Source organism: Microlunatus antarcticus, from assembly GCF_014193425.1.
GTDB lineage: Bacteria > Actinomycetota > Actinomycetes > Propionibacteriales > Propionibacteriaceae > Microlunatus > Microlunatus antarcticus.
Map to the genome: position 1 here is coordinate 1 of NZ_JACHZG010000003.1, position 24704 is coordinate 24704.

Below are 24704 nucleotides of genomic sequence, written 5' to 3' on the forward strand. Positions count from 1 at the left end.
CCCGTGGCCGAGCAGTCCGACCTCATCCTCGACGTCGACCTCGCGGTGCTGCGGCGCGCCTTCGCCGACCTCGCCGAGTGGCAGCAGACGCGGCCCGGCTTCTGGGTCACCGCCAACCTGTCGACGCGCCACCTGGGTCATGCGGGCTGGCTCGACCAGCTGCAGGACGCGGCGGCCACGGCTGGCGTGGACCCGACCACGGTCATCCTCGAGCTCACCGAGACCGCCGCACCCGACGACGCCGGCTCCGGGCGCCTCGTCGTGGACGCGATGCGGGACCTGGGGTTCCACGTCTGGTTCGACGACTTTGGCTCCGGCTGGTCGGCGCTGTCCGACCTCGGCCGCTTCACCGTCGACGGCATCAAGATCGACCGCTCGTACGCCGACCAGCTCGGCACCAAGACCGGCGAGGTCGTGATCGCCGCGCTCGTCTCCGCCGCCGCCGAGCTCGGCCTCAGCGTGACGATCGAGGGCATCGAGACGCCCTCGCAGTACGAGCGCGCCCGCAACCTCGGCTGCCACTTCGGCCAGGGCTACCTCTGGTCCCGCCCCGTCCCCCCAGCCGCGGTCGCCCGCTTCCTCTGAGTCCCGTCCCGGCCTCGCTGCCGGCCCGGGCCCTGCCCCTCACCTTCCCCGGGAAGTGGTCGTTCCGGGCCGCATTTCGGCGCTGGAAAGCCCACGGACTGACCACTTTCCGGCAAATGAGTGGGCGTCTGGCCGAGGGGGTGCGCTGAATTCAGACAGCCTGGGCCGTCAGGGCCAGCACCGTACGGCGGGGCATCGGGCCCTGCGCGTACTCGCAGCCGGCGGCGGCCAGGGCGGCCACCTGGTCGGCGTCGACGACCCCCGTCGCGACGACCTCCCAGCCGAAGGTGTGGGCCGTCTCGACGGTCAGGCGGAGCAGCGAGGTGCGCAGCGGGCCGCCGGACAGGGCCTCGGGGTCGATCCGGACGAGGTCGACGGGCAGGCGTGACCAGCGGTCGGTCGGGCCCTCGTGCGTGCCGAAGCCCTCGACGCAGACCCTTACGCCGCTCGCCCGCAGCTCGGTGAGGTGGTCGATCACGGCGACGTCGTCGGCGAGGTCGGCCGCGGGCACGACCAGCACCAGCCGGGACGCCTTGAGCCGGCTCGCTGCGAGGGCGCCCGCGACGTCGTCGAGGACCCGGCCCCGGCGGAGGTGGCGCCCGGACAGCGGGACCGCGAGCAGCGCGGGGCTCGAGGCGGGCGGGATGCTCGCGGCCTGGCGTACGGCCTCGCGCAGCGCCCAGGTGTCGAGGTCGCAGACGAGCTCGGTCCGTTCCGCGACCGGGAGGATCGCTGCCCGGCCCAGCTCGTCCTCGCCCGGCCGGGGCCAGCTCACCTTCGCCTCGTAGCCGGCCAGCTGCCGCGTCCGTAGGTCGACGACGGGCTCGTGGCGCAGCTCGAGGTCGCCGGCCTCGATGGCCAGGACCAGCCCGGCCTGGAGCCGGTGGCGCCGGTCCAGGTCCTCGCGCAGCGACGCGTCGAACACCTCGGTCCGGCCCCGACCGCCCACCTTGGCCCGGTAGACGGCGACGTCCGCCTCCATCAGCACCCGCTCGGGGTCGACGGAGCCGTCCTGGGCGATGGCGACGCCGACGCTCGCGCCGATGCTCACCTCGCGCCCGCTGCGCAGCAGCACGGGCTCGGCGAGCGCGGCCACGAGACGTTCCGCGACGGCGACGGCCGACGACTCCTCGTCGACCGGCTCGAGCAGGACGACGAACTCGTCCCCGCCGAACCGCGCGACGACGTCGCCGTCCCGCACGCACGTCTGCATGCGCCGGCTCGCGGCGACGAGCACCTCGTCGCCGGCGGCGTGGCCGAGGGTGTCGTTCACCTGCTTGAAGCCGTCGAGGTCGACGAACAGCAGGCCGACGACCGCGCCGCTGCGCTGGGCCCGGCTGAGCGCGCCCCGCATCAGGAACATGACCTGCGCCCGGTTCGGCAGGTCGGTCAGGCTGTCGTGCGCGGCCTGGTGGGCGAGCGCGAGCCGGGCGACCTCACGCTCGGCGTTCGCGGTCTGGATCAGGTCCAGTGACAGCTTCATCCGCGCGATGACCAGGCTGAAGACGGCCACCGAACCGACGACGACCGCCCACACGTCGAGCGGCAGCCCGAACGCCGCCTCGGCCCCGAGGACCAGCGGCGGGGTGAGCGCGGCGACCGCGAGGGCCACGAGCCGGGTCCGGGTGAAGCGGGCGGGCTCGGGCCGGGCCGGGGCGGTCAACGACACCATCGACGGGTCGAGGGCGGCCGTCCCGATCGCGGCGTACGCGAGCAGCCAGACCACGTCGAGCGCGTTCGTCCCGCCCCAGGCCTGCAGGCGCAGGACCGTCTGGAGGCTGTCGGCCACCGCCATCAGCCCCATCGCCGCGACCAGCAGCCGGAACGACCGGCTCCGGCCGCCCGGGGTGGTGAGCAGCCGGACGAGCAGGCCGACGAGCAGGATGTCGACGAGCGGGTACGCCGCCGCGTAGCTCGCCACGAGCGGCGCGTCGCGGTAGCCGTCCATCATCGGCCGGGAGAGCAGCACCCAGCCCAGCAGGCCGAGCGCGATGGTGCCGATGGCGCTGTCGAGGAAGGCGGCCGAATCCCGTCGCGGGCCGCGGGCCCGGATCAGCAGCACCAGCCCGGCCGCGACGACGGCGTACCCGAGCAGGTACGCGGGGTCCGCGAGCGGCGGCGTCGTGTCGAGGCCGGCGATGTCGGAGTGCCAGACCCCCACGGCGTCGCCGCTCACCCAGAGCAGCGTGCCGAGGCCGAGCAGGCGCCAAGGCCGCCGGCGGGCCGGCGCGTTCACCCGCAGGCCGACCTCGATCGCGACGACGGCGGCGAGACCCACGGCCACGTAGACCACGTCGCGAGGCAGACCGGCCGGGAGCACGTGATAGCCGGCGATCGCCAGCAGCGACGCGATCGGGAACCAGAGCCACGTGGGCCGCTTCTGACGCGCACCAGGGCGCACGAGACCTCCTGATCGTGATCCCCGAGCAGCCCTGAGGGTAGCGACCTTCTCAGGTCCGTGAGGCCGTCGTCGTAGGTTGGCCGCCCGACGCGACGAGGAGGAAGCATGACGGTGCTGGCGGTGACCGGGTCCACCGGACGAGTGGGCGGGCAGGTCGCCCGACGGCTCGGACCGGCGGTCGGGCGGCTGGTCGTGCGTGACGCCGCCCGGGCCCCACGGATCGACGGCGACCCCGAGGTCGTCGAGGCCTCGTACGGGGACCGTGCGGCGGCGCTGCGCGCGCTCGAGGGCGTCGACGTCCTGTTCATGGTCTCGGCGGCCGAGTCCCCGGTGCGCCGCGACGAGCACCGGACGTTCATCGAGGCCGCGGCCGAGGCCGGCGTCGGTCAGATCGTCTACACCAGCTTCGCCGGCGCGGCGCCCGACGCGATCTTCACCCTCGGTCGGGACCACCACGACGCCGAGCAGGCCATCCGGGCCAGCGGGATGTCCTGGACGTTGCTCCGCGACAACTTCTACTCCGACTTCTTCCCCCTCTTCGCCGACGAGGAGGGCGTCGTCCGGGGACCGGCGGGCGACGGGGTCGTCGCTGCGGTCGCCCGCGCGGACGTGGCCGACGCGGCCGTCGCGGTCCTGCAGGACCCCGCCCGGCACGTCGGCGAGGTCTGCACGCTGACCGGGCCGGAGGCGTTCTCCGTGCGGCAGGCCTGCGACCGGATGACGACGGCGCTTGGCCGTCCCTTCTCCTACGTCGAGGAGACGGTCGAGGAGGCGTACGCCTCGCGCCGGCGCTGGTCCACCGAGCCCTGGCAGCTCGACGCCTGGGTCAGCACCTACCTCGCCATCGGCTCCGGCCAGCTCGCCGCGGTGAGCCCCGACGTCGAACGCCTGACCGGCCACGCCCCGCGGACCCTGGAGCAGGCGTTTTCCTGAGCCTGTCGAAGGGCGCTGTCCCGAGCTCGTCGATGGAGCCTGTCCTGATCTTGTCGAGCCGTGCTGATCTTGCGTCTTGATCTTGTCGCGTGCGTCGATTACGAGTCATGATCATGGCGAGGCACGACACGTACTGTTCACCGGCTGGTCGGCGACGTGTGCGGGGGGCGCCACCGCCCCGACGCGTCGGGGTGGCGCCATGGACGCATGCTCAGTCCCGCCCCCGAGGCCGCGACGAACCAACACGACCGACTGGTGGTCGCCCACCGCGGCGCCTGCGGCTACCTGCCCGAGCACACGCTCGCGGCCTACGAGCTCGCGATCGCCCAGGGTGCCGACTACCTGGAGCCCGACCTCGTGATGACGGCCGACGGGCAGCTCGTCGTGCGGCACGAGAACGAGATCGGCACGACCACCGACGTCGCCGGGCGCCGCGAGTTCGCGGACCGGCGGACGACCCGCGTCGTCGACGGCGAGGTGTGCAGCGGCTGGTTCACCGAGGACTTCACCCTCGCCGAGCTGACCAGCCTCGGCGCCGTCGAGCGGCTCCCGCACCTGCGCCCGCACAGCTCGGCCTTCGACGGCGTGTTCTCGGTGGTGTCGTTCGAGGAGGTGCTCGACCTCGCCGCCCGCTCGCGCCGGCCCGACGGGGGACCGGTCGGGGTCCTGGCCGAGCTGAAGCACGCCACGTACTTCGCCGGGATCGGCCTCGACCTCCTGCCGCCGCTGCTCGACGCGCTCGAGGACGCCGACCTCGAGGACGAGGGCGACCCGGTCATCGTGCAGAGCTTCGAGACGACGATCCTGCGCCGGATCGCCCAGGTGTCGGGCGTCCGGCTCGGCCAGCTGCTCGAGGCAGGCGGTGCCCCGTACGACCTCGTCGTCGCCGGCGACCACCGTTCGTTCGCCGACCTCTGGTCGCCCGCGGGGCTCGCCGAGATCAGCCGCTACGCCGACGTCGTGGGGCTCGACAAGGACCTGGTCATCCCGCGTGACGCGATGGGCCGGTTGCTGCGCCCGACCGGGGTGACCACCGCCGCGCACGATGTGGGGCTCGAGGCGTTCGGGTGGACGTTCCGCAGCGAGAACCGCTTCCTGCCGCGCGAGTTCCGCCGCGGCGACGACCCGGCCGCCGCGGGCGACCTCGCGGGCGAGATCGCGACGTTCCTCGCCGCCGGGCTCGACTCGGTGATCACCGACCACCCCGACCTCGCCCGGTTCGTCCCGGTCGCGGAGCCCGCGTTCCTGGGCGCGGTTGCCGCCTAGCGGGCAGGCACGGGGTCGGCGCAGTGGTGCCGCCCGATGGGGACGACGGTCGGCGTCCGGGAGACCGGGTCGGCCACGACGAGCGACTCCAGGCCGAACACCTGCTGCACGAGCTCGGTGGTGACGACCGCGGACGGCGCACCCTGCGCGGCCACCGCGCCGCCGGCCATGGCGATCATGTGGTCGGCGTAGCGGCAGGCCAGGTTGAGGTCGTGCATGACCACGACGATCGTCGTCCCGCGCTGCCGGTTGAGGTCGGTGAGCAGGTCCAGCACGTCGATCTGGTGCGCGAGGTCGAGGTAGGTCGTCGGCTCGTCGAGCAGCAGCAGGTCGGTCTCCTGGGCGAGGGCCATGGCGATCCACACGCGCTGGCGCTGGCCACCGCTCATGTCCTCGATCCGCCGGTCCGCCAGCTCGGTCGTGCCCGTCCCCGCGAGGGCGTGCGCGACGGCCTCGTCGTCGGCCGTGCCCCAGTGCCGGAACCAGCCCTGGTGCGGGTAGCGCCCGCGCCCGACCAGGTCGGTCACGGTGATGCCCTCGGGGGCCACGGGCGCCTGCGGCAGCAGGCCGAGCACCCGCGCGACCTCCTTGCTCGGGGTGTGGTGGACGCTCTTGCCGTCCAGCAGCACCGCGCCGCGGACGGGCGTGACGAGGCGCGCCATGCCGCGCAGCAGGGTCGACTTGCCGCACCCGTTGGCCCCGACGATCACGGTGATCCGGCCGTCCGGGATCGCGACGCTGAGGTCGTCGACCACGGGTGCGTCCCCGTACGACAGGACCAGGCCCTGCGTCTCGAGCCGGTGCGTCGCCGCCCCGCCCTGTGGCTCGTTCATCCACCCACCCCCGCACGATTGGACCGGACCAGCAGGAACAGCAGGTACGGCGCCCCGACCGCGGCCGTCACGACCCCGACCGGGAGCTCGACCGGCAGCAGGTGCTGCCCGATGACGTCGGAGCCGACGACCACGAGGGCGCCGACCAGCGCGGCCGGCACGAGCGACGGGCCGCTGCCGCGGGTCAGGCGCTTGGCGACCGGCCCCGCGACGAAGGCGACGAAGCCGACCGGGCCCGCCGCCGCGGTGGCGACCGCCGCCAGCATCACGGCGAGTGCGATCGCTGCCAGCCGGGCCGCCTCGACGCGCAGCCCGACCGAGGCGGCGACGTCGTCGCCGAGCTGCAGGACGAGGAGGGTGCGGCCGGTGAGGAGGGTCAGCGGCACGAGGACGAGGCAGGCCAGCGCGAGCGGGTGCAGCTGGGCGTTCGACGAGCCGTTCAGGCTGCCGGTCAGCCAGACCAGGGCGGCCTGCGCCTCGTAGATGTTCGCGCGCGTCACCAGGTAGTCGACGACGGCGAGCATCAGGGCGGAGACGCCGACCCCGACGAGCACGAAGCGGTAGCCCGAGAGCCCGCCCCGCCAGGCGAGCGCGTAGATGAGGCCGGCCGAGAGGAGCGCACCGACCAGGGCGGAGCCCGAGACCGCCATCCCGGACCAGCCGAGCAGCAGGATGGCGAGCACGCCGCCCGCGCTGGCGCCGTAGCTGATCCCGATGATGTCGGGGCTGGCCAGCGGGTTGCGCAGCAGGTTCTGGAACGTGGTCCCCGACAGTCCGAAGCAGACGCCGACGAGCAGGCCGGTGAGCACGCGCGGGAGCCGGAGGCCGAGCACGATGAAGTTCGACGCGGTCGTCCCCTGGCCCACCAGGGTGGCCACGAGCTGGTCCAGCGGCAGGGGGTAGTCGCCCAGCGTCAGCGCCGCGCCGACCGCCACGACGAGCGCGACGACCAGGCCCAGGCAGGCGGTGGTCGTGCGGGTGCGGGCGTGCCGGCGGACCTGGCGGACGGAACGGATGCCGACCCGGGAGCGGGCGGCGAGGCTCGCCGGCGCGTACGCGGTCACAGGCCGGCCAGTCGGTGGCGACGGACCAGGACGACGAAGACGGGTGCACCGATCAGCGCGGTGACGATCGCGACCTGGACCTCGGCGGGCCGGGCGATCACCCGGCCGATGACGTCCGCGGCGAGCAGCAGGACCGGGCCGAGCAGCATCGAGGTCGGCAGGATCCGGCGGTAGTCGGTCCCGACGAGGGCGCGGGCGACGTGGGGGATGGTGAGCCCGACGAAGCCGACCGGCCCGGCGGCGGCGGTGGCCGAGCCGCAGAGCAGGACGACGGCGACGGCGGTGCCGATCCGGATGAGCCCGACCCGGGCGCCCAGGCCGCGGGCTACGTCGTCGCCGAGGGCGAGGGTGTTGAGGCCGCGGCCCAGTCCGAGGGCGAGCAGCCCGCCGACGACGAGGAAGGGCAGGACCTCGGTGATGATCCCGAGGTCGCGGCCGTTCAGGCTGCCGACCTGCCAGAAGCGGAACTGGTCGAAGGCCTGCTGGTCGTTCAGCAGCAGGGCGGTCGTGATCGCGCCGAAGAACGCGGTGAGGGCGGCCCCGGCGAGGGCCAGCTTGACCGGGGTGGCGCCCTCGCGGCCGAGCGCCGCGACCGTGTAGACGAGGACCGAGGCGACCGCCGCGCCGCCGAAGGCGAACCAGACGTAGCCGGCGGCGTTCGTCACGCCGAAGATGCTGATCCCCAGCACGATCGCGAGGGCGGCGCCGCCGTTCACGCCGAGGATCCCGGGGTCGGCGAGCGGGTTGCGGGTCACGCCCTGCATCGCGCAGCCCGCCAGCCCGAGCGCGGCGCCGACGAGCAGGCCGAGGACGGTCCGGGGCAGGCGCGAGGTGACCACGACGAGCTGGTCGGTGCTCGTCGGGTCGTAGTGCAGGAGCGCGTCAAGGACGGTCGCCGTGGGCACGCTGCGCGCCCCGATCGCCAGGCTCGCGAGGCTGATCAGCAGCACGGCCGCGCCGGCGACCAGCAGAACCGGCGCCAGGCGGGCACGCCGAGTCGTCGGTTCGGGAGCACGACGAGCCGCCGTGGGCGTCGTCGTCAGGACCATGGAGGTAAGCCTAACCTAATCGAACCTGACCACCGCAAGGCCTGACCACCGCAAGGAGACGACCCGTGAACAACCCGAGCCGCCTGACCCGCCGCAGCCTGCTGGCCGGCCTGGCCGCAACGCCTTTCCTCGCCGCCTGCGGCAGCAGCCCCAGCGCCGGGGGTGCGGGCTCGTCGAGCTCCGGGGCCGCTGCCGCCGCCGGGTTCAGCTACACCGACGCCCGCGGCAAGGTCATCGACATCACGCCCGTCCCCACGAACGTGGTGGCGCAGAGCTCCGCGGCCGCCGCGCTCTGGGACGCCGGCATCAAGGTCAAGGGCGCGTACGGCGAGCTCAAGCCCGGCGCCGACGGCAAGCTGGACTACCAGGCCGGCAACCTCGACCTCAGCCAGGTCGCGGTGATCGGCTCGACGTACGGGGAGTTCAGCGTCGAGAAGCTCGCGGCCGTCGCGCCGCAGCTGCTCGTCGACCTGTCCTTCGACGACAAGACCCTCTGGTACGTCGACGCCAAGGTGGAGGCCCAGGTCGCCGCCCTCTGCCCGACCCTCGGGGTGCACACGCTCGGTCTCGACCTCCTCGGGCTGATCGGTTCCTTCACCGACCTCGCCGTGAAGCTCGGCGCCGACCCGTCGGTCTCCGCCTCGGCCAAGAGCGGCTTCGACGCCGCGTCCACGACGCTGCAGGAGGCGATCACGGCCGCGGGCGGCGCGACCGTCGCGCCGCTGAGCTTCGACCAGGACAACGCCTACGTCGGCCTCGCGACCCAGAGCCCGGACCTGGCCCATCTCGCCAAGCTGGGCGCGAAGTTCGTCGAGGCGAAGAGCAAGCCCGAGGACTACTTCGCCACGATCAGCTACGAGAACCTGCCCGACTACAGCGGCGACATCATCCTGCTCGACGCGCGGAACACGTTCACGGGCTACCAGGACTCCGCCGTCTGGAAGTCGCTGCCCGCGGTCAAGGCAGGCCGCGTCTTCCCGTGGAAGCCCGCCGCCCCCTACTCGTACCTCTCCAACATCGCCGTCCTCGAGGGCTACACGAAGGCCTTCGCCTCCATCAGCTCCTGACCGCCCGCCGGTTTTCTGACGCTCGTTGCCCGAGATGCGCCTTCGCGGGCGCATCTGGCTCAACGACGGCCAGGAAACCGGCGGCGGCGGATGGCGATCGCGGTCTTGATGTCGCGCACCACCACCTCGGGGTGGTCCCGAAGCATCGCCCAGGTGAAGCGCAGGACCATCCAGCCGTCCAGGACGAGCGCGTTCTGGCGCCAGCGGTCGCTCTCGAAGAGGTCCTCGTCGGTCTCGTGCAGCCGCCCGTCGATCTCCACGGCGAGCTTCAGTCCCGGGAAGGCGACGTCGAGGTAGTAGAGGTGTCCCTCGATCACCACTGCGAGGTTGGCCTTCCACCACGCGATGCGCGCGTCGTGGAGCAGGCGGTGGCAGAGCCGTTCGGCGGCCGACCAGGGCTCGTCGCGGGAGTCGAGGAGCAGCGCCCGGCGGTCCCTGTTCCCGCGCCGCCCTCCCGTCAGGTTGAGCGCGCGGTGCAGCCCCGCCAGGGTCGCGGTCCGGGTGAGCAGAGCACGGTCGATGCCGTCGCCCTCGACCTCGCCGCACAGGTCGAGCGCCGTCAGCGCGGGGACCGTCGTCCGTAGCCCGCCGTGCTCCTGCACCAGCTCCGCCGGCACCCGCCGACGGACGAAACGGAAGCCGACCGCCGGTGTGCGCGCGGTCGACACGGCACACGACACCTCGTCGCCCGCCAGCTTGGGCCAGTAGCTCAGCTGCGCCGCGGTGCGGTCGACGAAGACCGCGTCGGGGTCTCGGCGTGCGGCGGCGTGGACCCGCACACCCCGGTCGAGCGCCCCGACGGGCGTGGAGCAGATCCCCGGGAGGACCGGCACCAGCTCTCCGGTCCGCAGCAGCCGTTCAGTCGCTCCTCTGAGCTCGGGGTGGTCTCGACGAGAGATCAGGCCGTCTCGGCCGACGATCTCGCGCACCTCGTCCTGAAGCTTTCGCACCACGACATCTGGTCAGACCGGTGTTGTCCGACGTGGTGTCCGGACCTCTGCGGACCGCGTCCAGAAGCTGATCGTGTCGTCAGCTCAGGACGCGGCCCGCAAGGAGAGGCCCGTCAGCTCACTCCGCGACCACCACGATCCCGTGCGCCGGGAGCCGGATGGAGGTCGCAGCCGTGATGGTCCGCGACTTCGTCAGGCGGCCGCGCCCGTCGTACACGCGGACCATGGCCGAGGCACCCGTGGGCACGACCTGCGTCGACTGCCGCTCCGCGGAGGCCGACTGCAGCAGGGTGGTGGTCGCACTCGCGCCCTTCAGGACCGCGCTCGAGAGCAGCGGCCGGACCAGCACCGCGTCGAGCTCGACCGTGTCGCGCTGGGCGACGACCGTGACGGGCCCGTCGCCGGGGACGACGGTCCGGTCGAGGCCCTGGGGGAGCAGGGCGCCGGAGGCGGCGGTGATGCCCTGGTCACCGACCCGGTGCTTCAGCGTGCCGAGCCGACCGTCGCCCTGCGTCCACCGGCTCCGGGCGGTGCCGTCCTCCTCCTGCCAGGTCACCGGCGCCACGCTCACCGGAACGTTCCCGTCGCCGAGGTCGAGCGTCGCGGTCTCGCCGGCGTCGAGCGCGAGGTACTTCCCGCCGCTCCACGACGACTCCCCGGTCCACGCCGACTCCGGCGTCACCACGGAACCCGTGGTGCTCGTCGCCGCCTCTGCCTCGACCACCCGCAGCCCGTCGCGGCTGACCACCGAGGTCAGCGCCGTCGCTCGCGCCCGGACGGCCGGGTGCGCGTCCAGCGCGAGCATCGTGAGCAGCCCGTGGATCGTGCTCTCCGCGCCGCTGTTGGGGTTGATCCGCCCGTCGGCCTCCAGCCCGTCGAACGTCACCCCCGTCGCCGGGTCGTACATCGCCTTCCCGGAACGGTTCGCGCCGAAGAACCACGCCGCCTCCAGCCCCGCCAGCTCGTTCGCGGCCTTCGTGCCGCCGGCGTCGGCGACGGCCAGCAGCGACTGCACCCGCGAGTCGACGCCGTACGCGATCTGCACCGTCTCGACCGGCGCCGGAAGCCAGCCGTTGTCCGCCCCGCTGCTGGTCAGCAGCGTGGGGTCGAAGCGCATCGCCTCGGTGACGGCCGGCTCCAGTAGCGATGGCTTGCCGAGCACCTTCGAGCTCCGCGCGAGCGCCGCCGACTGCTGCGAGCTCCACGCGTGCCAGTCGGAACGCGACTGCGCCCACGGCAGCACCGCCCCGTACGGCCAGTCGTCCGGGTCGGTCGCCATCGCCGCGATGCCCCGCGCGAGCTTCCGCAGCGCGTCGCGGGCGAGGTCGTCGCCCTTCGCCGCGCCGACGTACGCGCTCAGCCCGAGCACCGCCTCGGCGCTCGCGTCGGCACCGTCCACGACCAGCCACGACGGGACCTTCACGCCGTCGGCCTTCTCGTAGTCCCCGTAGCGCGCGAGCACGTCGTGGTTCAGCGCTCGTACCGACAGCCGGATCCGGTCGCGCAGGAACCGGGCGAACGCCGGGTCCTCGCCCTTGAACGCCGCGTACCCCTCGCCGTACGCCCACAGGCTCCGCGCCTGCCAGTAGCTGTCGGCCGAGTCCGACGGGTCGGGCAGCTCGGCCGGCTCCGCGCTCGGGTTGAGCGTCCCGTCGGCCTGCATCCACAGCACCGACCGGCCGTACGACGGCCCGCTCGTCGTCTGCAGGTAGGCGACCGCACGGAGCAGGTCGTACGCCTTCGTCCGGCTGTCGGCGCTGCCGGTCTGGCGCCAGTGCCGCAGGTAGACGACGGCCGCGCGCGCGATGTCGTCGGTGTTGAACGCGCCTTGGGAGTAGTCGCCGGTCTTCGGGTCGAGGTCGCCGCCGCCGACGCGGGAGTAGGTGCCGTCGTCCTTGCGGTCGGCGTACGTCCACGGAACCTTCAGCTCCGGCTCCTCCGCGAGCCGGTACGTCGTGTGGCCGGTGACCGCCTTCGGTCTCACGTCGTCGAGCAGGAAGTCGAGGTGCGCGAGGTTGGTGACGGTGGTCGTCGCGGCGGCCGCCGGGGCCGGACGCGCGGCGGCACCCCCGGCCAGCGCGGCGAGCGCGAGCACGAGGGCCAGCAGCAGGCTGACCGCCGGCCGCGCCGTCCGGGTGCGGGGAGCGGGACGAGCGACGCTGCTCGACGGGTGGTTCACGGGTTCCTCCGGATGAGTCGGGCGACGCCGATGGCGGAGTCGGCCATGCCGTAGAAGACGAAGTGGGTGCCGTCGATCTCCTCGATGGCGGTGGGGAAGACGACGTTGGGCACGATGCCCACGCGCTCGGCGTCGGTCGACGGCTCCAGGAGCGGCTCGAGCGAGCGGGTGAGGACCTCCCACGGGCGTTCGGCATTCAGCAGGATTCCGCCCGCCACGTAGCGGACGTGCTGCTGCTGGGCGCGTTGCTCGTCGATCTCTCCGGTGACCCCGTGGTGCAGGACGAGCCAGCCCTCCGGCACCCGCAGCGGGGGCGGGCCGCCGCCGATCTTGATCTCCTCCCACGGCCGCTCGGGGCCGGCGACCCAGCGGTGCCCGCGCCACACGGTCAGCGCGGAACGGTCGGCCAGCACCTCGGCCAGCGGCACGAAGCTGATCCAGATGCTCTGCCGCACCTCCTCCGGCCCGGGCGGGGTCTCCCGCGCGGGGTCGTCCCCCCGGAACGGGCGCAGCATGCCCATCGGCCGGTGCAGGACGGCCAGGCTCAGGACGCCGTCCGGGGCCGTGACCGGGTCGGCGAAGAAGACCGTGTCCTTGTTGTGGAACAGGTTGAGGTCGGTCTCCGCCTCCGGCTTCCACCGGTACACGACCGGCCCGAGCCGCTCCCACGTCCGCAGGTCGGTCGAGACGGCGATCGCGGTGCGCGGCCCGAGGGGGCCGAAGGCGACGTACGTCATCACGTGCAGCCCGAGCGCCTCGATCCACGTGACCCGCGGGTCCTCGACGCCGGCGTTGCCCTCGGCGGTCTCCCAGGTCGTCTCGGGCTCCAGCACGACGCCGAGCCGCTCGACCCCGGTCGGGACGCCGTCGGTGACGACGACGCGGGCGAGGCCGACGCGGGAGACGTTCCCGACGGCGACGACGCGCGGCAGGAGGTAGAGCTCGCCGTCGGCCCCCCGCGCAGAGGCCGGGTTGAGCACCCCCTCCGACTCCAGCGGGTCCGACGGATCCGGTGTCATCACGGTGCCGACGCGCTCCAGCGCGTACGGGAAAGTGCTCTCGGAGCTGGTCACGGCGCTCATCCCTTCACCCCGCTGCTCAGGTCGCTGCTGACGAACTGCCGTTGGAAGACCACGAACAGCACGACCACCGGGACCACCAGGACGACGGCGCCGGCGAGCAGGGCGCCGAACGGGTTGGCGGTCGAGTTGGCCACGTTGGTCAGGTAGTTGGCCAGCGACACCGCGAGCGGCTGCAGGTCCGCGCGCTTGGTGATGAGGAACGGCCAGAGGAACTCGTTCCACGGCCCGATGAACGTCACCAGCACGACCGTGACGAGCGCGGGGCGGACGAGCGGCAGCGCGATCTTGGTCAGGAGCTGGAGCTCGCTCGCGCCGTCGATGCGGGCGGCCTCGAACATCGCCTGCGGCAGCTGCAGGAAGTACTGCCGGAAGATGATCACCGCCGTCGAGCTGATCGCGAAGGGCAGGATCATGCCGAGGTAGTTGTCGGCCAGCCCGTAGCTGCGGGCGATCAGCACGTAGAGCGGGATGATCAGCAGCTGGAACGGCACGACCTGCACCAGCAGCGCCAGCGCGAAGACCGCGCCGCGGCCCCGCCACTGCAGCACGGCCAGCGCGTAGCCGGCCAGGGTCCCGAAGACCACCGTCCCGATGATCACGCCGGCGGTGAAGATCCCGGAGTTGATCACCGAGCGCAGCAGGTCGATGCGCGAGTCGATGGTCACGTAGTTGGCAAAGGTGAGGTTGCCCGGGTGCGGGAACGCGCCCGCCACGGTCTGGTCCGGCTCGCGCTGGAGCGAGCCGATGATCATGTAGTAGAAGGGGAAGAGGAACGCCAGCGCCCCGATCCCCAGCACGACGGCGCGCAGGACCGCAGGCCCTCGCGTACGCGGTCGACTCATGTGTTGTCTCCTCCGGCGAAGCGGTTGGACAGGTAGGACAGGACGAGCGTGCCGATCACGAGCAGCACGCCGATGGCGGCCGCGTAGCCGGGCTGGCCCTGCTCGATGCCCTGCTGGTACATCACGAGCACCGGCGAGCGGGAGGCCCCGTTCGGACCGCCGCCGCCGGTGAGCAGGTAGGGCTCGGTGAAGAGGTTCGCGCCGGTGATGATCGACAGGATGAGCACCAGCACGGTGGCGGGGCGGAGCGACGGGATGGTCACGTTGACGAAGCTCTGCCACCGGCTCGCCCCGTCCGTCGCCGCCGCCTCGTAGAGGTCGCGCGCCACGTTCTGCAGGGCGGCGAGGTAGAGCAGGATGTAGAAGCCGAGCTGCTTCCACGTGACGAAGAGCGCGATCGACGGCATCGCCAGGTGCTCGTTGATCAGCCACGTCGGGTCGGGCGCGAGCGGGCCGAGCACCCGGTTGACGATGCCCCCGCCGTTGAACAGGAACAGCCAGACGCCGACCACGGCGACGCTCGAGGTCAGGTAGGGCAGGTAGAAGGAGACGCGCAGGAACGCCTTCGCGTGCACGACCCGGTCGAGCAGCGTCGCGAGCACGAGCGACAGCGCGACGGTGAGCGGGACGTTGATCACCAGGAACACTGCCACGTTCACGAACGACTGCCGCACGGCCGGGTCCGTGAGCGCGTCGGTGTAGTTGGCGAGCCCGACGAACGGGCGCTCCACGCTCACCCCCGGCGCCGTGAAGAAGTAGTCGTGGAACGACATGTAGACCGCGAAGCCCAGCGGGTAGGCGAAGACGACGGCGATGAAGACGAGGTAGGGCGCGCTGAAGACGTAGCCCAGCAGGTTGGTGAGCGGCCTCCGCGCGCCCCGCGAGCCAGGCTCGCGGGGCGACGGGGTGACCGCGGCGACGGGGACCGTGGTCGAGGTGGTCACGGGGTCAGCGGCTCCCGGCCAGCGAGTCGACCTTCGCGGCCGCCTCGTTGAGCGACGTGGTCACGTCGCCCTGGCCGCTGATGACCGACCGGGTGTAGGCGTCGCGCAGCGTCTGCAGGATCTCGACCGTCTTCGGTCCGCTGGGCACCTCGACCGTGCGCGCGGCGAGGTCGCCGAACTCCTTGTACGAAGGGTTCTTGGTGAAGTAGTCGGCGTACGTGGTCGAGAGGTCCTTGCGCAGCGGCATCTGGCCGGTCTGCGTCAGCAGCGCGGAGTCCTGCTCGGCGCTCGTCGCGAACTTGAGGACGTCCCACGCCGTGCCCTGGTTCTGGCACGCGGTGAAGAGCCCGACGTTCTTGGCGTCGCTGAAGGTGTGGATGTCGCCGATCGGCATGCCCGTCGACGTCGGCACCGGCACCGCGCCCCAGTTGACCTTGCCCTTGTAGACCGCGATCGCCCACGGGCCGACGATGGCCATGGCGGCGGTCTTCGACGCGAACGCGTCGCCCTGGATCGTCTCCTTGCCGGCGAGTCCCTCGCCGTAGATCGTCTTCCAGAAGTTCGCCACCGCCAGGCCGGCCGGGTCGTTGAACGTGGCCTTGCCGTCGGTGACGATCGACTTGCCGCCGGACTCCGCGGAGTAGAGCGGCATGAAGTCGAACTGGGTCTGGTAGAACTCGCTCGTCGGCGCCGGGTTGATCGCGTACTTCGCCGCCCCGGAGGACTTGATCTTGCGCGCGGCCTCGAGGAACTGGTCGTACGTCGCCAGCTGCGGGTTGTCCGCGTCGAGCCCGGCCTTCTTGAACAGGTCCTTGTTGTAGAAGATCATCACGGGGTTCGACTTCCAGGGCATCTGGTAGTAGCCGCCCTCGGCCGACTGGTACTGCTTCGCCAGGTCGCCGCTGCGCTCGGTGACGTACGCGGCCCCGTCGGGGAAGGTCGACAGGTCGACGAGCCCGCCCTGGCGCTGGAACTGCCCGACCGCCGAGGGCGCGGTGTTGAAGACGAGGCAGGGTGCCGTGCCGGCGGTGATCGCGGCCCCGATGACCTCCTCGCTGCTCTTGCCCGCGGGGATCTCCTGCCCGGTGACGACCTGGTCGGGGTGGGCCGCGTTCCAGGCGCTCACCATCGACTTGCCCCAGGCGACCTCCTGCTCGTTGTTCGAGTACCAGACCGTGATCGGTCCGCGGGCGCTCTTCGCGGCGTCCTGCGCGCCCGAGCTGCCGCTGCCTCCGCCACCGCAGGCGGCGGTGAGCGAGAGGCCGAGGACGGCGGTGGCGGCGAGGATGCGGGTGATGCGTCGTTGCACGGGTGCTCCTTGGGTGGGGACGGGACTGGTGGTGGCTCAGGTGCTGCGGGCCGGCGGGGCGGGGCCGGTGGAACGGGCGACGACGAGCTCGGCGGGCGCCAGCTCGACGTCGGGTGCGCTGCCGGACGCGGTGAGGGTGAGCAGCGTGCGGGCGGCGGCGGCACCCCACTCCTGCGGATCGGAGCGGATCGTGGTCAGCGGCGGGTGGGTGTGGCGGGCGGTCTCGGTGCCGTCGAAGCCGACGACCGACACCTCGCCGGGCACGTCCACCCCCGCCTCCTGCAGCACGCCGAGGCCGCTGATCGCCATCGGGTCGTTCGCGTAGACGATCGCCGTCGGACGGGTGCGGCCCGCCAGCAGCGCGGCGGTGGCGGCGGCGCCCTGGGTCATCGAGAAGTCGGTGTCGACGACGGCGGTGGGCACCAGCCCGCGCTCGGCGACCGCCTCCTCGAAGGCGCGACGGCGGTGCCGGGCGTGCAGCAGCGCGGGGTCGCCGCCGACGTGGGCGATCTCGCGGTGACCGAGGTCGACCAGGTGGTGCACGGCCGCGGTCACGCCCGCGGCGTCGTCGAGGACGACGCACGGGAAGGGCGCGTCACCGTCGGGTCGGCCGAGGAGCACGGCGGGGATCCGCAGCTCGACCAGCAGGGGGACGCGGCGGTCGTCGTGGCGGAGGTCGTTCAGGAACACCCCGTCGACGCGCCGGTCGGCGGCCAGGGTGCGGTAGGCGCGTTCCTCGGCCGCCTCGTCGCCCACGACGCTGAGCACCAGGACCCGGCCCTGCTCGGTCAGCACGGTCTCGATGCCGGCCATGAAGGCGGGGTAGAAGGGGTCGGCCGCGACGATCCGCAGGTCGCGCCGGAGGACCAGCCCGAGCGCGTACGTGGTCTGCGTCGAGAGGGTCCGGGCCTGCAGGTTCGGCCGCCAGCCCAGCTGGTCGGCAACCTCGAGCACCCGCAGCCGGGTGGCCTCGGCCACGCCGGGCCGGTTGTTCACCGCGAGGGACACCAGCCCCTTGGACACCCCCGCCGCGCGCGCGACGTCCACGATCGTCGGCGCTCCGGGCGCCTCGCGCGGTGCTCGCGGGCTCATCGACGGTGACCTTCGTTGGTCGGGTGCTGCAGTGGCCGGCTCGCGTTTGAACCGGTTTAGCGGACCGTACGCCCGTCGTCTCGGGCCGTCAAGGGTCCGACAACGCAGGAGGGGTCCCCGGCTCAGCCGAAGACCCCTCGTACCGCGCCCTGCGCCTACTGCGCGCCGGCCCCCTCGAGGTCGGCGACCTCGGAGGCCGACAGCGCCCGGTCGAAGACCTTGACGTCGTCGACCGACCCGTTGAGGTAGTCGACGGGGTTGCCGCCGAACTTCCCGCGGCCCACGGCCAGCACGCCGGTGGCCACGTCGGGCGTCGCCAGCACGCTGGTCGTGCCCGCGGCCTTGCCGTCGACGTAGATCGTCAGCGTCGACGCCGTCGTGTCGCGCACGCCGACGAGGTGGTACCACTGGCCGGTCTTCGGCTTGCCGAGGTCGGTGGCCAGCGCCCGTGCCCCGACGAAGCTGAAGGCCCACCGCTGGTCGGCGCCCGAGTACTGCAGGAAGAAGGCGCTGTTGGTGTCGCCGTCCTCGCTCACCACCGTCTGGAACGCGCCGTCCGCACTGTCGAGCCGGACCCAGGCCGAGACCGAGAAGTTCGTGCCCCGGGTCGGGACCACGGTCTTCGCGGTGTCGGCGAACTGCTCGCCCGTCAGGTGCAGCGCGGTCTTCGCGTCGGCCGTCGGTCCCTCGACCCAGGTCGCACCGTTGCGCAGGGTCAGCGGGTTGGCGCCCGCGGTGTCGGCCGCGGTCGTGCCCTGGCCCTCGTCGAGCGTCCAGTGCCCGACCCCGCCGAGGCCTGGCGCACCGGCCGGCGGTGCGGGAGCGGGCTCGCTGCCGGCGTCGATCACCGACAGGTTGCTCGCCCGGATCCGCGCCTCGTCGACCTTCAGAACCTGGCGGTCGTACGTGAAGAAGCCGTTCTGCTCGCCCTCCACGTCCGTGATCTGCGTGTAGACGCCACCCGAGAGCCCGTTCTTCGCGCCGAGGTCACGCAGGTCGTCGTTGTTCGCGACGTACTTGTCGTTCAGCTCCGCCGCGTCCTTGACCGCCCCGTACGGGTTGATCGAGGCCGACGGCCACAGGTGGCCGGGCACGGAGAGGGTGAGTCCGCCGTGCTCGCCGTCGATCGAGGCCCGCTTCGCGTCGGGCGCCGGCAGCGCCGGCCCCTGGTACTGGTGGTAGTCGATGACGTCGCCGTTGCCCGGGTCACCCGGGGTGTCGCAGCAGTTCGACCCGCTGCGCGAGTCGACGAGCCGGGTCGGGTCCTGCTTCTTGACCTGGTCGCCCAGGTCGGCCGCCGCCTCGACGCTCCACTGGCCCCAGCCCTCGTTGAAGGGCACCCAGCCGATGATCGACGTCACGCCCTTGAGCTGGTCGACCATCCGCGAGGTCTCGCTGCGGAGGTTGGCCTTGTCGGAGCTGCTGAGGCGGTCGTTGCGTCCGGTCGGCAGAGCCGGCTGGTCCTGCCAGACCAGCATCCCGAGCTTGTCGGCCCAGTAGTACCAGCGGGCCGGCTCGACCTTGATGTGCTTGCGGATGGTGTTGAAGCCGAGGTCCTTCGTCTTCTGGATGTCGAACTTGAGCGCCTCGTCGGTCGGCGCGGTGTAGATGCCGTCCGGCCAGTAGCCCTGGTCGAGCGTGGCGAGCAGGAACGTCGGCTTCCCGTTCAGCACGATCCGCTGCTTGCCGTTGACGAGCTCGAGCCCGATGGTGCGCAGGCCCGCGTAGCTCTCCACCTTGTCGGTGCTCTTGCCGCGCTTGAGCGTGACCTTGAACGTGTAGAGGAAGGGGTCCTCCGGCGACCACAGGCGCGGCTTCTTGATCTTCAGCTTGAGCTGGCTGCTGGCCTTGCCGCTGACGCTGCCGACCCTCTTCTTGCCCGCGTACGCCTTGACGCTGATCTTGGCGTTCTTCGTCGGGCCGTTCACGGCTGCCGAGACGGTGAAGGACTTGAGGTCGGTGTTCGGGGTCGCGGTGAACGCGTCGAGGCTCGTCCGCGCGACCGGCTCCAGCCACACGGACTGCCAGATGCCCGAAGCGGCGGTGTAGAAGATGCCGTCCGGGTCGAGGCGCTGCTTGCCGACCGGGATGTCCTCGCTGTCGACCGGTGAGGCGACGCCGACGACGATCTCCTGCTTGCCGCTCTTGCGCAGCGCGTCGGTGATGTCGACGCCGAACGCCTCGTACGCGCCCGTGTGCTCGACGAGCCGGGTGCCGTTGACCCACACGGTGGCGGCGTAGTTCACGGCGCCGAAGTTGAGCCGTACGCGCTGGTCGCCCGTCCGGAACGAGGACGGCACCGTGACCGTACGGCGGTAGAGCATGAAGTCCGAGTGCTCCATGACGCCCGAGAGCGCGGACTCGGCCGGGTAGGGCACGAGGATCTGGCCCGACAGCTTCTGGCCGAAGGTCGGCTTGGTGTAGCCGTCGGAGGGCTGGTACTCCCACAGCCCGTTCAGGCTCTGCCACTCCGGCTTGGCCACGCTCGGCCGGGCCAGCTGCGGGCGCGGGTAGTCCGGCAGCGCGTTGGTGGGGGAGACCTGGGAGGTCCAGGGCGTGGCGAGCGGGGCGGACTTGTCGCTCCACGTGTTCGAGGCGGCGGCCGAGGCCGGGACGGCGGGCGCGATCATCGCGACCGCCGTGCTGGCGGCGAGCAGCGCTCCGAGCGTGCGGCGCCGGCGGGGGGAACCCATCTGGACCAACTTCCTTGTCGGTGAGCCAGGCTCTCGGTCCGGGGGTCGGATCCGTGACGAGCGAGGCTGAGATGCATCGTCCAACACTGCACTGACAGGTCTGTGCCCGGTCCCCTCGCCCCTGTCGTCAGACCAGGGTCTCGAACCGCGGGCGGCTGCATTAGACGTGGGTTTGCGCCTGTGCCACACTTGGTCTTGCTGTTGCAGTTCTTGAGTCGTGGTATGTGCTACGCCCGATGGATCTAGCGGTGGGCGGTGGGCCGAGACCCGACGCCCGACAGCATTCCGAGACTGCGAGGTGCGGTCCGGAGGAGTCTAGGGAGATTTACATGGCACAGGGAACCGTCAAGTGGTTCAACGCTGAGAAGGGCTTCGGCTTCATCGCCGTCGACGGCGGCGGGCCGGACGTTTTCGTGCACTACAGCGCGATCGAGTCGTCGGGCTTCCGCTCGCTCGACGAGGGCCAGCGGGTCGAGTTCTCGACCGCTCAGGGCCCCAAGGGCCCCCAGGCCGAGAAGGTTCAGGCCATCTGAGGCTTTCTGCCTCGTAGGACCAACGAGAAGCGCCGACCCTCCGGGGTCGGCGCTTCTTGCCGTTTCTGACGTCCGCACAGCCGGAGCACGTTCCCTGAGCTTGTCGAAGGGCGAAGGGGTCAGAGCCAGCGCCCGCCCGGCCCGAACTCGAGGACCTCGACCACGGGGCCCACGGCTGGAGCGCTGAACGCGAGCCGCGGAACGCCCCTCGGCGTGGGCGCCGCCTCAGGGGTCGCCACCTCGTTCAGCCCGTACGCGAGCACCGCCGCCTCCGCGTCGCGGACGTCGCGCACCAGTCGCTCGTGCGCCATCCGGTTCCCCACCTGGCGAGTCGCGGTCATGTGCTCGTCGTCGAGAATCAGCCGCCGCACCCGCTCGAGATGCCCCCGCAGCTGCTCGAGCCGGTCGACCGCCCACCGGCGCAGCACGCCCTCGTCGGGCTGCTCCTGCTCGACCACCTGGAGCCAGAGTCGTACGGCGACCGGCTCGAGCCGTGGCCGGATCCGACGCCACAAGGGAGGCCGACTCAGGATCCAGGCGACCAGCGGCAGGCACAGCACAGCCAGGAACGCGTAGGCGTCGCTGACGTGCTCCTGCATGTTCCGTCCTCGTCCGTGAGGTACAAAGAATTGTACGTAGCGGAAGTCAGATGGGCCATGGATCGATCGAGCAGCACTCCTGTCTAGGCTCAGGGGCTCGTCGCAGACCGTGAGATCGGAGAACAAGGGTGTCTGTCCCGCCGACCGCGCTGCTCTCTTGGGCCCACAAGCCCAACCAGCCGGGGACCGACGCTGCCTGGAGCAACGAAGTTCTGCAGCTGGCCGTGAACCTGCGCCAGTTCGGTGTCGACGCGGACCTCGACCTGTTCCACCTCAGCGAGCCCGGGATCGAGTGGACGGGATGGGGGCCGAGCCGCATCACGAAGTGCGACTACACGGTCGTCCTGGTGAACCAGGCTTGGCGGCAGCGTTTCGAAGGGACCAACGAGCCGAACGAAGGCGCGGGGGCCGTGGCCGAGGCGGACACGCTCCTCGGGCTGTTCGAGCGGAACCAGGACGACTTCCGGCGGCGGTTGCTGGTCGTCGTGCTGCCCGGGGCCGACTTGCATGACGTGCCGCCGCGGCTCTCCGGGCAGCAACGATTCGTGCTCAAAGACTTAACCAGGAACGACCTCGAGCCACTGCTGCGGCTGCTGCACGGCTCGCCCGAGCACGTCATGCAACCGGTCGGACCTGCTCCCTTCCTTCCACCCGTCAGGTTCGGACCGATTGATGGAGCCGCGGGAACCCCGGGCATCCACACTTACGTCCCCGGAGTGCCCGACGAGGGGCAAGAGGTTGTCCAGCAGCAGCTAGCGTCCAATCCAGCCGGAGCGGTGGTGCGATCGTTCCTCGAGGAGCTGACGACGAAGCAGGGAGTCGCCCTTCATGGGGTGCGCCGGCGAGACGCCGCACCTGGTTCGCTCGACGACTACACGGGCTACTTGCGTCTCACCCGTGCGGCTAGAACGATCGGCTACCTGTACGCAAGCACCGGACGCCTCAACCCGAAGGTGAGCGGGCCGACGCTCGAGACACTGTCGTCCCTGGCTCCGGACGCGCGGCAAGTCGGCTCGAGCAACGAGGCCTACCGAGCGGTCATCACCGTCAACGATCCGCGGTCGCGAGAGCAGGCGATCGCTCTGCTGCGCCGGGCGGCCGGTCTCGGTGCGGCTACCTGAGCAAATGACCCAGGTCGAGGTGGACCCGCCTGCCACGGCCAGCATGAGGGAGCAGACGAGTGCTCTTCTTACCTGCCACACGAGGGCCGCCAGCGTCGCCATGCTCAGCCAGGAGACGAAGACACCAGTGCGACTGCGGAGGGTCGCACCCCCACTGCTGGACTGTGAACGCCCTGCGACTGCTGCCACCGCGTCGCGTGGCGAGGCCCAGGGTCGACGCGCGGGTGGACAACACGACACCGCTGGCGCGCAACACCATGAGTTGTGGGTACTGAGTTCACGGCTCGTAGGCTCGGCGACGTGCAGGACTTTCTCTTCAGCGTGGCGCCTCAGAGTCGAACGCCAGCTCGAGCTGCTAAGCTGGCCGACATGGCACCCTCGTTCAAGTTCGTGGACCTGTTCGCCGGTATCGGGGGCTTCCACGCAGCCCTGAGCCACGCCGGCGGCGAGTGCGTGTTCGTGTCCGAGATCGACGAGCAGGCCATGACGACCTACCGGCACAACTGGGTCGACGGCCAGGCTGAGCCGCCCGTCCTCAACTCCGACATCACCACCGCTGCGAACGACACCGTCATGGAGGTGCCCGAGCACGACGTCCTGACCGCGGGTTTCCCTTGCCAGCCGTTCTCCAAGTCGGGCTATCAGCGAGGCATGGACGAGGCCCGCGGGACGCTGTTCTGGAACATCGCCCGGATCATCGAGAAGCGCAAGCCCTCGGTCGTCCTGCTCGAGAACGTCCGTAACATCGCCGGCCCGCGTCACCGCCACGAGTGGGACGTGATCATCAAGACCCTGCGACAGCTCGGTTACCGCGTCTCGAGCTCGCCGACGGTGTTCTCCCCCCACTTGCTGCCCCCGCACCTGGGCGGAACCCCGCAGGTGCGAGACCGCGTCTTCATCGTGGGCACCTACGTCGGACCGGTCCGTGCCATGGAGGAGACCGAGGTCGGGCCGACCGTCCTCCGCGCTCCGGTTGAGGGCTGGGACCCGTCGCGCTGGGACGTGAACTGGGTGCTCGACGAGGACAGCTCGATCCCTGACCTCGAGCGCTACCGGCTGAACGACCAGGAGCGCGAGTGGATCCAGGTCTGGGACGACCTGGTTCAGGCCCACCAGCAGAGCAAGGGGCGGCGCCTCCCCGGCTTTCCCCTCTGGTCCGACCTCTGGCAGCCGAACGGGATGCCGTCAGAGTTGGAGATCAGCGCGCTGCCCACGTGGAAGGCCGACTTCACCCGCAAGAACATCGCCTTCTACCGGGAGAACGAGGCAGTCATCGACGCCTGGCGTTCCGCCCACCCTTCGCTCGCCTCGTTCCCGGTCACCCGGCGCAAGCTCGAGTGGCAGGCGCAAGACTCCACGTCTCTCTGGGACACGGTCATGCACTTCCGCCCGTCGGGAATTCGCGCAAAGGCGGCCACCTACCTCCCTGCGCTCGTGGCTATCACGCAGACCTCCATCGTCGGGTCGCGACGGCGCCGGCTCACTCCGCACGAGGCTGCTCGCCTTCAGGGGCTCCCGCGCTCCTTCGCGTTCGCCAATCGGCGAGAAGCCGCGTCCTACAAGCAGGTGGGGAACGGCGTCGCGGTCGGGGCTGCTTGGTACGTGCTCCGCAGCCACGTCGAGAACGACGCTCACTCGTCTCGGCCGCAGATCCCGGAGCGCGTGCGGCAGGCGGTCCTCTCGGCCCCGCTCAACGGCAGCACCGATGCGCTCAACCCGTTGGCCCTCCAGCTGTACCCGGGTCCTCGGGCGGCTGCTGCGCTTTGACGGGTCGTCGGCGCCGACCGTCTAGAGCGTCGAGCACCGCCTCTACCTGGTCCGCTGCTTGAACGGCAGGGACGTGCTCCCAGATGCGCAACACCGCCCAACCTTCCTCGGCCAGGTGTTCGTCGGTGTCCCGGTCGCGACCATGGTTGGCCGCTAGCTTGGTGGCCCACCAACCGGAGTTGTGCGTCGGGGTCGTCCCGTGTTTTGGACAGCCGTGCCAGAAGCAGCCGTCGACAAACACGGCCAGCCGCGCCCGTGTGAAAGCGATGTCGATCGTGCGCCGGTTCCGCCCAGGAACGCGGACGACAACGCGATAGCGTCGGCCGCGTCTATGTAACTCTCTTCGCAGCGCGAGCTCGGGTTTGGTGTCGCGGCGCGCGGCCTGAGACATCCGC

At 71.5% G+C, this 24704-nt stretch carries 21 protein-coding genes; 7 read left to right on the plus strand and 14 right to left on the minus strand.

Annotation, left to right across the window (positions count from 1 at the left end):
* The coding region (locus FHX39_RS18625; protein ID WP_183342028.1) for an EAL domain-containing protein at positions 1–585 on the plus strand (585 nt) is incomplete at its 5' end.
* A 151-nt stretch (positions 586–736) separates the two neighbouring features.
* On the opposite strand, the gene FHX39_RS22335 is transcribed toward FHX39_RS18625, so the two are convergent.
* Positions 737–2986, minus strand: coding sequence for a putative bifunctional diguanylate cyclase/phosphodiesterase (locus FHX39_RS22335; protein ID WP_183342030.1), 2250 nt, complete (start codon positions 2984–2986; stop codon positions 737–739).
* 105 nt (positions 2987–3091) lie between these two features.
* Between FHX39_RS22335 and FHX39_RS18635 the strand changes: the two genes are divergently transcribed.
* Both FHX39_RS18635 and FHX39_RS18640 read left to right on the plus strand, forming a co-directional pair.
* Entirely contained in the window at positions 3092–3919 is an 828-nt protein-coding gene (locus FHX39_RS18635) for an SDR family oxidoreductase (protein WP_183342032.1), read from the plus strand.
* 207 nt (positions 3920–4126) lie between these two features.
* Positions 4127–5185, plus strand: a complete 1059-nt coding sequence (locus FHX39_RS18640; RefSeq protein ID WP_183342034.1) for a glycerophosphodiester phosphodiesterase family protein — start codon at positions 4127–4129, stop codon at positions 5183–5185.
* Here the strand turns inward: FHX39_RS18640 and FHX39_RS18645 are convergent.
* Genes FHX39_RS18645 through FHX39_RS18655 form a run of 3 tightly spaced genes read right to left on the minus strand, consistent with a single transcriptional unit; the run spans position 5182 to position 8131 of the window.
* Positions 5182–6018 (minus strand): ABC transporter ATP-binding protein, encoded by an 837-nt coding sequence (locus FHX39_RS18645; protein ID WP_183342036.1) that lies wholly within the window; start codon positions 6016–6018, stop codon positions 5182–5184. The genes FHX39_RS18640 and FHX39_RS18645 overlap by 4 nt on opposite strands.
* Positions 6015–7082, minus strand: coding sequence for a FecCD family ABC transporter permease (locus tag FHX39_RS18650; protein WP_183342038.1), 1068 nt, complete (start codon positions 7080–7082; stop codon positions 6015–6017). The genes FHX39_RS18645 and FHX39_RS18650 overlap by 4 nt, the downstream gene beginning before the upstream one ends.
* A complete protein-coding gene (locus FHX39_RS18655) occupies positions 7079–8131 on the minus strand; it encodes a FecCD family ABC transporter permease (protein ID WP_183342040.1) in 1053 nt (350 codons plus the stop codon). The genes FHX39_RS18650 and FHX39_RS18655 overlap by 4 nt, the downstream gene beginning before the upstream one ends.
* 65 nt (positions 8132–8196) lie before the next feature.
* On the opposite strand from FHX39_RS18655, the gene FHX39_RS21505 reads away from it, so the two are divergent.
* On the plus strand, positions 8197–9198 hold the full coding sequence (locus FHX39_RS21505; protein ID WP_183342042.1) for an ABC transporter substrate-binding protein: 1002 nt from the start codon (positions 8197–8199) through the stop codon (positions 9196–9198).
* Positions 9199–9257: 59 nt separating this feature from the next.
* Here the strand turns inward: FHX39_RS21505 and FHX39_RS22340 are convergent, their stop codons facing one another.
* The 8 genes from FHX39_RS22340 to FHX39_RS18700 all read right to left on the minus strand — a co-directional run bounded on the left by FHX39_RS22340 (position 9258) and on the right by FHX39_RS18700 (position 20289).
* A complete protein-coding gene (locus FHX39_RS22340) occupies positions 9258–10148 on the minus strand; it encodes an endonuclease domain-containing protein (RefSeq protein ID WP_183342044.1) in 891 nt (296 codons plus the stop codon).
* A gap of 118 nt (positions 10149–10266) precedes the next feature.
* Positions 10267–12327, minus strand: coding sequence for a hypothetical protein (locus FHX39_RS18670; RefSeq protein ID WP_183342046.1), 2061 nt, complete (start codon positions 12325–12327; stop codon positions 10267–10269).
* Positions 12324–13400 (minus strand): glycoside hydrolase family 130 protein, encoded by a 1077-nt coding sequence (locus FHX39_RS18675; protein WP_332836976.1) that lies wholly within the window; start codon positions 13398–13400, stop codon positions 12324–12326. Before FHX39_RS18675 ends, FHX39_RS18670 begins: the two co-directional genes overlap by 4 nt.
* 5 nt (positions 13401–13405) lie before the next feature.
* Positions 13406–14251, minus strand: coding sequence for a carbohydrate ABC transporter permease (locus FHX39_RS18680; protein ID WP_183342050.1), 846 nt, complete (start codon positions 14249–14251; stop codon positions 13406–13408).
* Positions 14248–15195: a carbohydrate ABC transporter permease gene (locus FHX39_RS18685; RefSeq protein WP_183342053.1), complete on the minus strand. Its 948-nt coding sequence runs from the start codon at positions 15193–15195 to the stop codon at positions 14248–14250. The genes FHX39_RS18680 and FHX39_RS18685 overlap by 4 nt, the downstream gene beginning before the upstream one ends.
* A gap of 4 nt (positions 15196–15199) precedes the next feature.
* Positions 15200–16504 (minus strand): ABC transporter substrate-binding protein, encoded by a 1305-nt coding sequence (locus tag FHX39_RS18690; protein ID WP_183342055.1) that lies wholly within the window; start codon positions 16502–16504, stop codon positions 15200–15202.
* Positions 16505–16540: 36 nt separating this feature from the next.
* Complete coding sequence (locus FHX39_RS18695; protein WP_183342057.1) at positions 16541–17596, minus strand: LacI family DNA-binding transcriptional regulator; 1056 nt, start codon at positions 17594–17596, stop codon at positions 16541–16543.
* A gap of 155 nt (positions 17597–17751) precedes the next feature.
* Positions 17752–20289, minus strand: coding sequence for a LamG-like jellyroll fold domain-containing protein (locus FHX39_RS18700; protein WP_183342059.1), 2538 nt, complete (start codon positions 20287–20289; stop codon positions 17752–17754).
* 329 nt (positions 20290–20618) lie between these two features.
* Here FHX39_RS18700 and FHX39_RS18705 point away from each other — a divergent pair, with 329 nt between their 5' ends.
* On the plus strand, positions 20619–20822 hold the full coding sequence (locus FHX39_RS18705) for a cold-shock protein (protein ID WP_183342061.1): 204 nt from the start codon (positions 20619–20621) through the stop codon (positions 20820–20822).
* A 119-nt stretch (positions 20823–20941) separates the two neighbouring features.
* Here the strand turns inward: FHX39_RS18705 and FHX39_RS18710 are convergent, their stop codons facing one another.
* The gene (locus FHX39_RS18710; protein WP_183342063.1) at positions 20942–21421 is read right to left on the minus strand and encodes a hypothetical protein; all 480 of its coding nucleotides are present in this window, start codon (positions 21419–21421) and stop codon (positions 20942–20944) included.
* A 128-nt stretch (positions 21422–21549) separates the two neighbouring features.
* On the opposite strand from FHX39_RS18710, the gene FHX39_RS18715 reads away from it, so the two are divergent.
* Together FHX39_RS18715 and FHX39_RS18720 are read left to right on the plus strand one after the other, a co-directional pair.
* Complete coding sequence (locus FHX39_RS18715; RefSeq protein WP_183342064.1) at positions 21550–22542, plus strand: hypothetical protein; 993 nt, start codon at positions 21550–21552, stop codon at positions 22540–22542.
* Between the two features lie 369 nt (positions 22543–22911).
* Positions 22912–24309: a DNA cytosine methyltransferase gene (locus tag FHX39_RS18720; RefSeq protein WP_183342066.1), complete on the plus strand. Its 1398-nt coding sequence runs from the start codon at positions 22912–22914 to the stop codon at positions 24307–24309.
* Here the strand turns inward: FHX39_RS18720 and vsr are convergent.
* Positions 24254–24700 carry a DNA mismatch endonuclease Vsr gene (gene vsr / locus FHX39_RS18725; protein ID WP_183342087.1) on the minus strand — a complete coding sequence of 149 codons (447 nt, stop codon included), beginning with the start codon at positions 24698–24700 and terminating at the stop codon, positions 24254–24256. The two genes, FHX39_RS18720 and vsr, sit on opposite strands and share 56 nt — an antisense overlap.
* Positions 24701–24704 lie beyond the last annotated feature (4 nt).

What these genes read in the sequence shown, in the direction of transcription:
- FHX39_RS18635 (WP_183342032.1), top strand. Translation starts at nt 3,092, where the DNA reads ATGACGGTGCTGGCGGTGACCGGGTCCACCGGACGAGTGGGCGGGCAG.
- FHX39_RS18640 (WP_183342034.1), top strand. Translation starts at nt 4,127, where the DNA reads ATGCTCAGTCCCGCCCCCGAGGCCGCGACGAACCAACACGACCGACTG.
- FHX39_RS18645 (WP_183342036.1), bottom strand. Translation starts at nt 6,018, where the DNA reads ATGAACGAGCCACAGGGCGGGGCGGCGACGCACCGGCTCGAGACGCAG.
- FHX39_RS18655 (WP_183342040.1), bottom strand. Translation starts at nt 8,131, where the DNA reads ATGGTCCTGACGACGACGCCCACGGCGGCTCGTCGTGCTCCCGAACCG.
- FHX39_RS18680 (WP_183342050.1), bottom strand. Translation starts at nt 14,251, where the DNA reads ATGAGTCGACCGCGTACGCGAGGGCCTGCGGTCCTGCGCGCCGTCGTG.
- FHX39_RS18695 (WP_183342057.1), bottom strand. Translation starts at nt 17,596, where the DNA reads ATGAGCCCGCGAGCACCGCGCGAGGCGCCCGGAGCGCCGACGATCGTG.
- FHX39_RS18700 (WP_183342059.1), bottom strand. Translation starts at nt 20,289, where the DNA reads ATGGGTTCCCCCCGCCGGCGCCGCACGCTCGGAGCGCTGCTCGCCGCC.
- FHX39_RS18705 (WP_183342061.1), top strand. Translation starts at nt 20,619, where the DNA reads ATGGCACAGGGAACCGTCAAGTGGTTCAACGCTGAGAAGGGCTTCGGC.
- FHX39_RS18710 (WP_183342063.1), bottom strand. Translation starts at nt 21,421, where the DNA reads ATGCAGGAGCACGTCAGCGACGCCTACGCGTTCCTGGCTGTGCTGTGC.
- FHX39_RS18720 (WP_183342066.1), top strand. Translation starts at nt 22,912, where the DNA reads ATGGCACCCTCGTTCAAGTTCGTGGACCTGTTCGCCGGTATCGGGGGC.
- vsr (WP_183342087.1), bottom strand. Translation starts at nt 24,700, where the DNA reads ATGTCTCAGGCCGCGCGCCGCGACACCAAACCCGAGCTCGCGCTGCGA.